At 63.8% G+C, this 14054-nt stretch carries 1 protein-coding gene; it reads left to right on the top strand.

The features are described from left to right. Positions 1-13854: VCBS domain-containing protein (locus Q4Q52_RS21530; RefSeq protein WP_311991653.1), on the top strand; the 13854-nt coding region annotated here is incomplete at its 5' end. Between the last annotated feature and the right edge of the window lie 200 nt (positions 13855-14054).

The raw sequence follows: 14054 nt of genomic DNA, 5'->3' as shown, positions 1-14054 counted from the left end.
AACGCCGATGGCAGTTATCAATTCGATCCGAGCCATGCGGGCTACCAGCATCTGGCCGCCGGTCAGACGCAAGACGTGGTGATTGCGATCACGGTGACCGACAGCGCGGGCGCGACCAGCACGCAAAATCTCACCATCACAGTCACCGGCGCCGCAGACGGCGCGGTGATCGGCGGTGTGGATCTGGGAACGGTCACTGAGGATGCCGCCGTCACCACCGGCCATCTGCAGGCCAGCGGCCAGCTCACGATCAGCGACGCCGATACCGGCGAAGCGCACTTCACGGCGCAAACGGATGTGGCTGGCAGCGGTAGCTACGGGCACTTCAGCGTCGACACAGCAGGGGCCTGGACCTACAGCGCGGACAACACCCAAACGGCCATCCAGCAGCTGAAGGCCGGCGAATCGCTGACCGACACGCTGACGGTGCAGAGCGCCGACGGCACCACTCACACGATCACCGTCACGCTGCAGGGCACGAACGACGCCCCGGTGCTAGCGGCACAGACCCAGGCCGTGACCGAAGACGGCAGCCAGCTCACTGGCCACATGCTTGCAACCGATGTGGACGCCGGCGACACGCAAACCTTCAGCATCGCCAATGCCGTTGACGGTTTTACCTTGAACGCCGACGGCAACTACAGCTTCGACCCCAGCCATACCAGCTACCAGCACCTGGCGGCAGGCCAGACGCAGGATGTGCTCATCCCGATCACGGTCACCGATCACGCCGGCGCCACCAGCACGCAAAACCTCACCATCACCGTCACCGGCAGTAATGACGGCGCCGTGATCACCGGCACCGACAGCGGCAGTCTGACGGAAGATGTCGCTGTCAATACCGTCGGAAAAATCACCGCGTCCGGGCTCCTGTCGATCAGCGATGTCGATACCGGCGAAGCCGTGTTTACCGCGCAATTCGGTGCGAGCGCGCAGGGTTATGGCGGTTTTGTGCTCGGTGCGAGTGGCCACTGGACCTATGCGGCCGACAACGACAATCCGGCGATTCAAGCCCTCAAGGCCGGGGAACAGCTAACCGACAGCTTCACGGTACACAGCCCTGACGGCACCACGCACACCATCAATGTCACCATCAACGGCAGCAATGATGTTCCGGTGATCGGCGCCACCCGTGCCTCGGCGCGCTTCGTCAGCGAAGATTCGGCGACGTCCACCATCACGGGTCTTTTGCACAGCCACGACCTGGATGCCGGCGATACCTTGAGCTGGTCGGTGAGTGGCCAGGGCACTTACGGGCATCTGGATTTCGATGCTGCATCGGGCAGTTGGACTTACCAGCTCGACAATGCGGACGCCGACACGAACGCACTGTCGGCCGGTCAGCGTGGCGAGGATGTGTTCCAGATCACCGCCACTGACAGCAGCGGCACCACGGCCAGTACCGTGGTGCGCGTCATGGTGATGGGGGCGAACGATGGCGCCGTCATTGCCGGCGTCGATGCGGCAACATTGAACGAAGATGCGATCGACAGCACGGGCAAGCTGGCGGCCTGTGGCCAGCTCACGGTCACCGACCCGGATGCCGGGCAAGATCACTTCACGGCACAGACCGATGCGGCCGGCAGTAGCGGCCTCGGCCACTTTAGCGTGGATGCGACCGGCGCCTGGACCTACACCGCCGACAATACGCAAAACGCAATCCAGCAACTCAAGACAGGCGACAGCCTGACGGACAGCCTGACGGTGCAAAGTGCCGACGGCACGACCCACACGATCACGGTCACCCTCCAGGGCACGAACGACGTTCCGGTACTGCAAGCACAGACGCAGGCCGTGACCGAAGACGGCACGCAGCTCACAGGCCATATGGTCGCCACTGACGTAGACGCGGGCGATACCAAAGCTTTCAGCGTCGCGCAGGCAGTCGACGGCTTCACGCTGAACGCTGACGGCAGCTACAGCTTCGACCCCAGCCATGCCAGCTACCAACATCTGACTGCGGGGCAGACGCAAGCTGTCGTCATCCCGATCACGGTGACCGACAGCGCGGGCGCGACGAGCACCCAGAATCTCACGATTACCGTCACGGGCGCCAACGACGGCGCCGTGATCGGCGGCGTGGATGTGGGAACGGTCACTGAGGACGCGGCCGTCACCACCGGCCACCTGCAGGCGAGCGGCCAGCTCACGATCAGCGATATCGATACCGGCGAAACGCATTTCACTGCCCAAACGGATGTAGCCGGCAGCGCCGGCTACGGGCATTTCAGCGTCGATGCGTCTGGCGCCTGGACCTACAGCGCCGACAACGCGCAGACGGCCATCCAGCAACTCAAGGCGGGCGAAAGCCTGACCGACACGCTGACCGTGGCCAGTGCCGACGGCACGACCCACACGATCACGGTCACGCTGCAGGGCACGAACGATGCGCCGGTGTTGGCGGCACAGAGCCAGACCGTCACGGAAGACGGCACGCAGCTCACAGGCCATATGGTCGCCACCGATGTCGATAGCGGCGACACGCAGGCCTTCAGCCTCGCCAACGCAGTCGACGGCTTCACGCTGAATGCCGACGGCAGCTACAGCTTCGACCCCAGCCACGCCAGCTACCAGCACATCGCTGCAGGCCAAACGCAGGATGTGATCATCCCGATCACGGTGACCGACAGCGCTGGCGCGACCAGCACCCAGAATCTCACGATCACCCTCACCGGCAGCAACGATGGCCCGCTGGTCACCCACGGTACGGTCGCGACAGCCGCCGACCTGGGCGCGATCAATGAAGACGCACCGCGCGTGTTCACCGAGGCCGAGCTGTTGCAGGCGGTGGGCGCCAGCGATGTGGATGACGGCAGCAGCCTGCATATCGTTGACGGATCGCTGACCAGCGCGCATGGCACGTTCAGCGGCGATGCCGCGCACGGCTTCACCTTCACGCCGGCGGCCAACTTCAGCGGCCAGGATGTGGAGCTGCAGTTCAGCGTGAGCGATGGCACGGTCAGCCGCGAAGCGCATGGGCAGCTGGATATCACGCCGGTGGCGGACAAGCCCGTGGGTCCGCTGGTGTCGACCACTTTCGATGATGTGCAACTGTCGGGGCAATTCGCCGACCCCGCGTTGCTGGGCTGGAAGACCGATTCCACGTTCGGCGTGGAGCAAACCACGGAAGACGTGTTTGGCGGGACGGGCAAAAACCAGGTGCTGGAATTGGTGTCCAAGGGCGCCAGCATCAACTCGCCGAACATCTACCGCGAGCTAGACACGCAGACCGGGCAATTGCTCCACGTCAGCTTCGATGCCTCGCGCCGCGAGAACTGGGATGTCGCCCGCATCGAGGTGCTGTGGGAAGGCAAGGTCATCGACGCGTTCACGCCGGGCACCGCCGGTTACGAGATGCATCATCACGAGTACGACCTGCAGGCCACTGGCCCGCAGTCGCGCATCGAGTTCCGCGTGGTGGGCGATGATGCAGACAAGCGGGCCATCATCGACAACATCCAAATCGGCCTGCCCACCCAGGTGGGCGAGGTCAACCAGGCCCTGCACCTGGATATGGGCCAGGCATTTCAGCTGGCCGACACCGACGGCAGCGAGACCCTGAGCTACCTGATCAAGGGCTTGCCGCCAGGCTTCACGCTCACGGACGGCACGCACAGCGTGACCATCGCCAGTGTCGGCCAGGTGGTCGACACTAAGGGGTGGAGCCAGGATGCGTTGGCTTTGCGTGCGCCTCAGGACTACCAGGGGCAGCTCGAGATCCAGGTCAGCGCCCGTGCCGAGGAGACCGCCAACCACCAGACGGCGACGTCTGACCAGCAGTCGCTGCGCTTGAGCTTCGATCGGCTGACGGCCGTTGAAGATACGCCCCAGACCTTCTCTGCATCCCGCTTGCTGCAACTGGCCGGTATCCGTGCGGGTTTGGGAGAGGTCCTGACGCTGGATGACGTGCAGGTGAACCCGGCCTTCGGCCATTTCAGCCACAACGCCGATGGCAGCTGGACGTTCACGCCGGAGGCCAACGTCTCGGCCCATCAGGTGCCGCTGACCCTCACCGTACACGGTGGTGCGCAGCCGATCAGCAGCACCCTGCATCTGGACATCACGCCGGTGGCCGACACGCCGCTGCTCGACCTGCCGGCCGATGGCCAGCTGACGGCCATCCATACCGACTTTGACAGCACCCTGTTGCACGGCCAGTTCGCCGATCCCACACCCCTGGGCTGGCACACGGATGGGCCCCAGGGCTCGGAAGTGGCGCGGCAGGACGTGTTCGGCGGCAGCGGCGGTGACCATGCGCTGGAACTGATCTCCGAGGGCGCCGGCGCGGTCAACTCGCCCAATCTCTACCGCGTGCTGGACGTCGCGTCGGGCCAGATGGTGCGTTTCGGCTTTGACGTGTCACCGCGCAATAGTTGGGCGGTACCGCTGGTCGAAGTGCTGTGGGAAGGCAAAGTCATCGACAGCTTCACGCCCTCGGGCACGGGCTTCGGCTTGCAGCACCATGACTACGATTTACTCGCCACTGCTGGCCAGCCCCGTCTGGAGATTCGCGTGGTGGGCGCGCAGAGCGATATGCGCGCTATCTTCGATAACCTGGACGTCGGCGTCTCTCCGGTGGCGGCGCGCTTCAGCCCGGTCAATGGCGATGCGTATCTGGATCTCGGCGCACAGTTTCACCTGGCCGATACTGACGGCAGCGAGACCCTCAGTTACGTGGTCAAGGGCCTGCCGCAGGGCTTCACCCTGACCGACGGCACCCACAGCATCACCGTCACCACGGCCGGTCAGGCCATTGAGACCAAGGGATGGGATCAGGCGGCGCTGGTGGTGAAGGCACCACAGGATTTCCAGGGCCAGGTGAATCTGCAAGTCAGCGGGGTAGCCGAAGAGAGCGGCACGCAGCAGACCGCCAGTTCACCCGAGCTGTCCATGCGGTTGAGCTTCGAGCAACTGCGGGTGTACGAGGACACGCCCCAGGTGTTCACTGAATCCAAGCTGCTGCAGCTGGCCGGTGTTCATGCGCCTGCCGGACAGGCCATGACGCTGGCCGATGTGCAGGTAGACCAGGCCTTCGGCCAGTTCAGCCACAACGCGAATGGCAGCTGGACCTTCACCCCGGCCTCCAACGTCAATGCCGACGATGTACCGTTCACGCTGACCATCGCCGGCGGCAGCCAGCCGCTCAGCCGCCCGCTGCAGCTCAGCATCGCGCCGGTCAATGACGCGCCGGTGCTGGCGGCACAAAGCCAGACGGGGACCGAAGACGGCAGCCCTATCACCGGTCATATGGTCGCCACCGATGTGGATGTCGGTGACACGCAGAGCTTCAGCCTGGCCCACCCCGTTGACGGATTCACACTCAATGCCGACGGCAGCTACAGCTTCGACCCCTCGCATGCCAGCTACCAGCATCTGGCGGCAGGGCAGACTCAGGATGTGGTCATCCCGATCACGGTGACAGATCACGCCGGGGCGACCGGTACACAGAACCTCACCTTCACCCTCACCGGCACCGACGACGGCCTGCAGGTGGTGGCCAACAGCGCAGCGAAGGCGGGCGATCTTGGCGCCGTGGACGAGGACGCGCCGCGCCTTTTCACCGAGGCCGAGCTGCTGCGTGCGGTCGGTGCCAGCGACGTTGACGATGGCAACGACCTGCACATCGTGGCGGGTTCGCTGAGTTCCACCCACGGCACTTTTACGGGTGATGCCGCCCACGGCTTCACCTTCACGCCCTCCGCCAACTTCAGCGGCCAGCAGGTCGATGTGCAGTTCAGCGTCAGCGACGGTGGCGTCAACCAGGCGACCTTTGCCCGGCTGGACATCCGTCCGGTGGCCGATGTCCCGGTCTTCGAATACACCGGAGAGACCCATTCGCTCGCCCACCAGACCGACTTCGACAGCACCCTGTTGCACGGCCAGTTCGCTGACCCCACACCCCTGGGCTGGCACACCGATGCGCCCCAGGGCTCGGAAGTGGCGCGGCAGGATGTGTTCGGTGGCAGCGGTGGTGACCGCGCGCTGGAAATGATTTCCTCCGGGGCTGGCAAGGACAGCTCGGCCAACTTCTACCGCGTGCTCGACACGGTGCCCGGCCAGGAGCTGAAATTCAGTTTCGATGTCTCGCCGCGCAGCGGCTGGGCCGTGCCCCTGGTGGAAGTCTTGTGGGAAGGCAAGGTCATCGACAGCTTCACGCCATCGGGTTCGGATTTCAGCCTGCAGCGTCACGACTATCAGCTGACAGCCACCGGCGAGCATTCCAGGCTGGAGCTGCGTGTGGTTGGCGATCAGAGCGACATGCGCGCCATCTTCGACAAGCTGGAGATCAGCGACACGCCCCATCTGGACCGCGAGGCCCTGGTCAACAGCGAGCTTCAGCTCCACTTGCCCACCAATCTGCATCTGGCCGACACAGACGGCAGCGAAACGCTGAGCTATCTCATCAAGGGCTTGCCGGTGGGCTTCACCCTGACGGATGGCAGCCACAGCATCACGGTCACGGCCGCCGATCAGGTGATCGATACCAAGGGCTGGAACCAGGACGCGCTGGCTGTACAAGCGCCCAAGGACTTTGCCGGCACGCTGGAGCTCAGCGTCACCGGTCGCAGCGAAGAGGCCGGTAACCAGCAGACCGCCAGTTCCGCGGCACTGCCGGTGCGCCTGAGCTTCCAGCCGCTCGCCACGGCCGAAGACACCCCCCTGACCCTCAGCGAGAGCAAGCTGCTGGCGCTGGCCGGCGTGGTGCCGGGAGCGGGCGAGCACCTGAGCCTCAGTGATGTGCAAGTGGATGCGGCCTTCGGCCAGTTCAGCCACAACGCCGACGGCAGCTGGACCTTCACCCCGGCGGCCAACGTCAATGCCGACCAGGTGCCGTTCACGCTGACGGTGAGCGGCGGCGCGCAGCCCATCAGCAGTTCGCTGCAACTGAGCATCACGCCGGTGAATGACGCGCCGGTCATGGCGGCACAGACCCAGGCCGTGACCGAGGACGCGGCCGTGTTCAACGGCCATGTGCTGGCCTCCGACCCGGATGTCGGCAACACCCTGGCCTTCAGCACCACGGCCACGGCGGACGGCTTCACGCTCAACGCCGACGGCAGCTACAGCTTTGATCCGGGCAATGCGGCTTACCAGCATCTGGCCGCTGGCCAGACGCAGGATGTGATCATCCCGATCACTGTGACCGACAGCGCTGGCGCGATCAGCACCCAGAATCTCACGATCACCCTCACCGGCAGCAACGACGGCCCACTGGTGACCCACGGTACTGCGGCCACGGCAGCGGATTTGGGCGCCATCAATGAAGACGCGCCGCACGTGTTCACCGAAGCCGAGCTGCTGCAGGCGGTCGGTGCCAGCGATGTGGATGACGGCGCCCAGCTGCATATCGTGGCGGGTTCGCTGACATCAGCGCATGGCACCTTCACCGGCGATGCCGCGCACGGCTTCACCTTCACCCCGGCCGCCAACTACAGCGGCCAGGATGTGGACCTGCAGTTCAGTGTCAGCGATGGCACGGTCAGCCGCGAAGCGCATGGCCAGCTGGACATCACGCCGGTGGCCGACACACTCCGCGTGAGTCAATTGCCGGAGTCAGGGCAGGCCAAGACCCTTGTTTCTTCGGTCGACTTCCAAGCGCACAGCAGCTTTGAGAGGATGCCGGCGACGGTGCAGGGCTGGAATAACGAAGGGGGAGATCTGCACCTGGAGCGGGCCAACGGTGGGGCCAACTCGCGGCTCGTGATGAGGGGCACGGACGATGCAACGGTCGGCACCCATTTCGCCACCAAGCCAGGTCAAATTTATGAGCTGACCCTGAGTGCCTATTCCAGCGGCAACATCAAGCTTGATGTGGTCTGGAACGGGCAAGTCGTTTCCAGCTACACCCCGGAAGGGGGGTGGGGTGCGGAGCACAGCTTCAGGTTCTTGGCCGATAGTGACCAGGGCTATCTGCAACTGCGCACGCATGATGGCGCAGGCCAATTTGCGAATGTGACAGTGGATTACACGCAGCTTCGCATGCGGGAGCCGCTGCCCGTGCTGTCCACTCAACCCGTTTCTCTGGGCGGCCTGGACACGTTCACGCAGTTCCACCTGATGGATACGGACGGCAGCGAAACGCTCAGTTACGTCATCAAGGGTCTACCGGTCGGCTTCACGCTGAGCGATGGCAGCCACAGTGTCACCGTCACCACGGCGGATCAGGTGATCGACACGCAAGGCTGGGCGCCGGATCAGCTGCATCTGATGGCACCCACCGGATTCGAAGGCGTTGTGGGCTTCCAGGTCGCGGCGCGGTCTGAAGAGGGCGCGAACCACCAGCAAGGTGCCCTCACTGCCTTTGTGCCGCAGGCGCTGAGCTTCGATTCCCCGGTGGTGATCGAGGACACCCCACGCCACTTCAGCGAGGCGCAACTGCTGTCCTTCGCCGGCCTGCATGCCGCAGCCGGGGTCTCCTACGGCGTCAGCGATGTGCAGGTGGATGCGGCCTTCGGCCACATCACCCATAACGGCGATGGCAGCTGGACCTTCACCCCGGCGGCCAATGTGTCGGCCGATCAGGTGCCCATCACCCTCACCGTTACCGGTGGCGCCCAGCCGATCACGGCCTCGCTGGCGCTGAGTATCACGCCGGTGGCCGACACACCGCTCGGTGCCGGTGGCCAGACCGAGCTCACGGACTTCAACCACCAGGCGGTGGGCTCCGCCGGTTGGGCCATGGTCGACCCATCCGGCATGGGCTGGCACACCGACCATGCCCAGGGTGTCGAGCTGGGTCAGGACAAACTCTATGGCGGCAGCAGCACCAGCAACCAGATCGTCAGCCTGAGTGCCAGCAGTGACGCCAATCTCTACCGTGACCTGTCCATCTCGGCCGGCGAGGTCGTTCATTTCGGGTTTGACCTCTCGGCGCGCGCTGGCGTTGCCATCGCGCCGCTGCAGGTGCTGTGGGAAGGCAAGGTCATCGACACCATCACGCCCGCCAGCGGCTACACGATGGCGCACCATGAATATGACCTGGTGGCCACCGGCGCCAATTCGCGCCTGGAACTGCGCGCCACTGGCTCCGGTGATGCCCGCGCGTTGATCGACAACCTGCAGCTCACCACAACGCCGCCCCAGGTGGCGCTTGTGAACCATGCGCTGCATCTGGATCTGGGCCAGAGCTTCCAACTGGCCGACACCGACGGCAGCGAGACGCTGAGCTACCTGATCAAGGACTTGCCGGTCGGCTTCACCCTCAGCGACGGCAGCCACAGCGTCACCGCGACCACGGCGGGGCAGCAGATCGACCTCAAGGGCTGGCAGCTAGATGCCCTCGTGCTGCAATCGCCAGCCGATTTCGAAGGCCAGCTGGCTCTGAAAGTCAGTGCCAGCGCCGAAGAAGGCGCCACCCACCAGACCGCCACCTCGGCCGAGCTCTTGCTGCCGCTGAGCTTCGAGCACTTGTCCACGGCGGAAGACACGCCGCGCAGCTTCAGCGAACGCGAGCTGCTGCAGTTGGCCGGCGCGGTACCGGCCCCGGGTCAGCACCTGAGCCTCAGCGATGTGCAGGTGGACCCGGCCTTCGGCCAGATCACGCACAACGCCGATGGCAGCTGGACCTTCACGCCTGCTGCCAATGTGTCGGCGGACCAGGTGGCGCTGAACCTCACAGTGGCTGGCGGCGCCCAGCCGCAGCAGGTCGCCTTGCCGCTGCAGATCACTGCCGTGACCGACGCGCCGGTCGCGGGCATGCTGTCCATCCATCCCGACATCAGTAGCCAGAATCCCGGCAGCGCCGGCTGGGCTTACCTCGATCCGACCCAGGTAGGCTGGCATACCGATCACCATGAGGGGGTGTACATCGGCACGGCCACCCGTTACGGCGGCGCCGACAGCCACAGTCTGCTGGAGCTGTCGGGCCTGGCCTCGTCGCCCATGAATTTCTACCGCACCCTGGACACCCAGGCCGGGCAGGCCGTGGTCTTCAGCTTTGACGTGACCGGGCGCCCGGGACGGCCTGCGGCGACCATCGAGGTGTTGTTCGAGGGCAAGGTCATCGACACCCTGACGCCGGGCAACCAAGCCTACGACATGCAGCGGCATGAGTATGTCCTGACGGCAACGGGACCCGACTCGCGCCTGGAGCTGCGGCCCAGCGGCCAGGGCGATGCGCGAGCCCTGTTCGACAACCTGCAGATCAGTCCGCCGCCCCAGGTGGGGCTTGTGAACCATGCACTGCATCTGGATGTGGGTCAGGCCTTCCACCTGGCCGACACCGACGGCAGCGAAACCATCAGCTACCTGATCAATGGTCTGCCGGTGGGCTTCACGCTCAGCGATGGCAGCCACAGTGTCACCGTCACGACGGCCGGGCAGGTGATCGACACGGCAGGCTGGCAGATGGATGCCGTGACCGTAGAGGCGCCCAAGGATTTCGAAGGCCAGATCGACCTGAAAATCAGCGCACGCACCGAAGAAAGCGCCACGCACCAGACCGTCACCTCGGCCGAACTGCCGCTGCCGCTGAGCTTCGAGCGCCTGTCCACGGCAGAAGACACGCCGCTGACTCTCAGCGAGAGCAAGTTGCTCGCGCTGGCCGGTGTAGTCCCGGCAGCGGGCGAGCACCTGAGCCTCAGCGACGTGCAGGTGGACCCGGCGTTCGGCCAGTTCAGCCACAACGCCGACGGCAGCTGGACCTTCACGCCCGCCGCCAATGTCTCCGCCGACCAGGTGGCGCTCACGCTGACGGTCACCGGCGGCAGCCAGCCGATCAGCAGCACGCTGCCGCTCAGCATCACGCCGGTCAATGACGCGCCGGTGCTGGCTGCACAGACGCAGGCCGTGACCGAAGACGGCACCCGACTCACCGGCCACATGGTCGCCACCGACCCCGATGCTGGCGACACGCAAACTTTCAGCCTGGCTAACGCGGTCGATGGCTTCACATTAAATGCCGATGGCAGCTACAGCTTCGACCCCGGCCATGCCAGCTACCAGCATCTGGCTGCGGGCCAGACGCAGGATGTGGTCATTCCTGTCACCGTGACCGACAGCGCGGGTGCCACCAGCACGCAGAACCTGACGATTACCGTCAAGGGCAGCAATGACGGCCCGCTGGTGACCGACGGCACGGCGGCTACGGCTGCCGATCTGGGCGCCATCAATGAAGACGCACCGCGCGTGTTCACCGAAGCCGAGCTGCTGCAGGCGGTGGGCGCCAGCGATGCGGACGACGGCAGCAGCCTGCACATCGTGGCCGGCTCGCTGACCAGCACGCACGGTAGCTTCACCGGCGATGCCACGCACGGTTACACCTTTACCCCGGCCGCCAACTTCAGCGGCCAGGATGTGGACCTGAAGTTCAGCGTCAGCGACGGGACGGTGAGCCGCGATGCCTTTGCCACGCTGGACATCACGCCGGTAGCGGATGCGCCGGTCCGGGGCGGGCTCTCGATCACCACCGATTTCAACAGTGTCGATGTGGGGGCGGGCGGCTGGAAGCTGTCCGACCCAACCCCGCTGGGTTGGCACAGCTCTGAAGCCAGCGGTGTGGAAATCGGCCAGGAGCGGCTCTACGGCGGCAGTGGCAACAACCAGATCCTCAGCCTGACCGCGAGCTGGAGCAGCAACATCTTCCGCGACCTGGCCACCAATGCCGGTCAAACAGTGCATGTCGGCTTTGATCTCTCGGCCCGCCCGGGTTTTGCGATGACGCCCGTCGAGGTCTTGTGGGAAGGCAAGGTGATCGACACCATCAGCCCGACCGCCGGCACCTTCGCCATGCAGCACCATGCCTACGACCTGGTGGCCACCGGCGGCAGCTCGCGCCTGGAGTTCCGCACCACGGGGCAGGGCGAGGCGCGCGCGCTGTTCGACAACATCCAGATCGGCACTTCCGACCACCTGACGCTGGGTGATCACGACATCCTGCTCAAGCCCTACCTCGGCTACCAGCTGGCGGACACCGATGGCAGCGAGACGCTGAGCTACGCGATCCATGGCCTGCCGGTCGGCTTCACGCTGACCGATGGCACGCACAGCGCCACGGTCGCTACAGCCGGGCAGGTGATCGAGACCACAGGCTGGAACCAGGATGCGCTGGCCCTGCAGGCACCGCATGGCTTCCGGGGTGATACCAGCATCCAGGTGAGCGCCCGTGCCGAAGAGGGCAGCAATCACCAGACCGCCAGCGCGGCGGACCTCACCCTGCATCTCAGCGGGCTGCCCGTCAGCCATGTGGCGGTGATCGGCGGCGATACCGCCGTCACGGTGACGGAGGATCAGCAGGTCAATTCGCAGGGCAATCTGGAGCACTTTGGCCAGCTCACCATCAACAACCCCGATGCGGGTGAGGCCCAGTTTGTTCCGCAAAACGCGGTGGGCGCCACCTACGGCCACTACACCATTGATCAGAATGGCTACTGGCTGTACGAAGCCGACAACAAGCTAGCGGCGATCCAGCAGCTCAAGACCGGCGAGCACCTGACCGACACCTTCACCGTGCACAGCGCCGATGGCACGGCGCAGACCATCACCGTGACCATCCAGGGCCAGGACGATGCCCCGGCTTTTGTGCCCCATGGCGGCCCGACGCAATCGGACGATGCCTACAGCCAGATCGGCCATGCGTTTGAATGGATGAGCCATCCGAATTTCAAGTACCTCGCCAGCATGATGCTCCAAGGTGCCGACACGTACCCGTTCGAGCGGGCCCTGGTCATCATCAAGAACGCGGGCATTTCCTTCATTTCGCCCGATGGCAGTGTCGCGAAGGCCTTTGGTCCCCATGGCGGCACCCTGACCGAAGTCCCGATCAGCGAAATGATCGCCTGGCACGCCAAGGGCGCCGGGTATCAGGTGGTGTTCACCGACGCAAAAGCCAGTGAAGTGGGTGTCTACGCCTATAACAATGGCAACCCCGGAATGCTCTCGGGCCGCTATCCGTATACGGATTTTGTGCTTCACCCGGAAGAAAGCGCGGTTCACCTGACGCCGGTCATGCATGACGTGGCGGCCGCCAGCGGTGGCGCTGCCGTGCAGGGTTCCGGCTTCATGCCGCCGGCCATTGCGCCGCTTGAGTTCGACAGCGCCCATGTGCTGGAGGACAACGGCCAGCAGATTTCCGGTTTCATCGAGGTGCAGGACGCCGACGCCGGCCAATCGGTGATGAAGCCGCAGACCGACACCGCCACCCACTACGGCCGCTTCAGCATCGACGTCAACGGCGACTGGATTTACCAACTCGACAACAGCCGTCCCGAAGTGCAGCAGCTGGGCGATGGCCAGACCCTGGTTGACACCATCACCGTGCATAGCGAAGACGGCAAGGCGCATGAGGTGTCAATTACTATCCACGACCAGAATGATGGTGCAGTGATCGCAGGAGCCGACAGTGGCAGTGTGGTCGAGGACAATCACGTTATAGCAGCTGGCGCGATCGTGGCTAAAGGCGAGCTTACCGTGACGGATGCCATAACAGGTAATAACGACCAGCCTCTCCCTTCGAATACCGCCAAGGGAGATATAGGGAACCTCAGCGAGCTGTCGTTATCTTCTAGTCATGGCACTCCTCTCACGACAACGGATGCACACTTTGCAGCCCAAGCTTCACCGGTTGATCACTACCTGCAAATGTTAGGACTTAGCCCAACGACAGTGAGCCTATCTCCTTCTGTGCCAGTGGAATTATTGCCTACGCTATCCTCAAGCAATCACTTCAATGATATTGATGCACCGATGCACGCTATCCCTGAGGTGAACCATTTTGAAAACCCATTATTAGATAATGAAAAGGAGCAACATAAAGATCGTCATTTCGACCTATTTGATGTAACAGAACTTCACACGAATCCGAATGACGATGACCTATTACATTCAGCACTCAACGACATGCACAACCAAATGTAATCAGGAGGAAGTGACTACGTTTCACTCAATCCTTTAGCTGACCATAACTTATCCGCAATAGACCATAGGGAGTTACCTATGGTCTATTGGGCTAAAAGCCTATAACTGACATTTAGGCCAAGGCAACATGCGGTGGGTAGCCAAAATGTCTACCCGCTTAAAAATAATACAGAAAATTGCTCCCTACAGCCCCCTTAAAC

This window comes from Shewanella sp. SP1S2-4 (genome assembly GCF_031932075.1).
Classification (GTDB): Bacteria; Pseudomonadota; Gammaproteobacteria; order Enterobacterales; family Shewanellaceae; genus Shewanella; species Shewanella baltica.
Note: the sequence above shows the minus strand (reverse complement) of the source record. Positions and strands in the feature narration are given on the sequence as shown.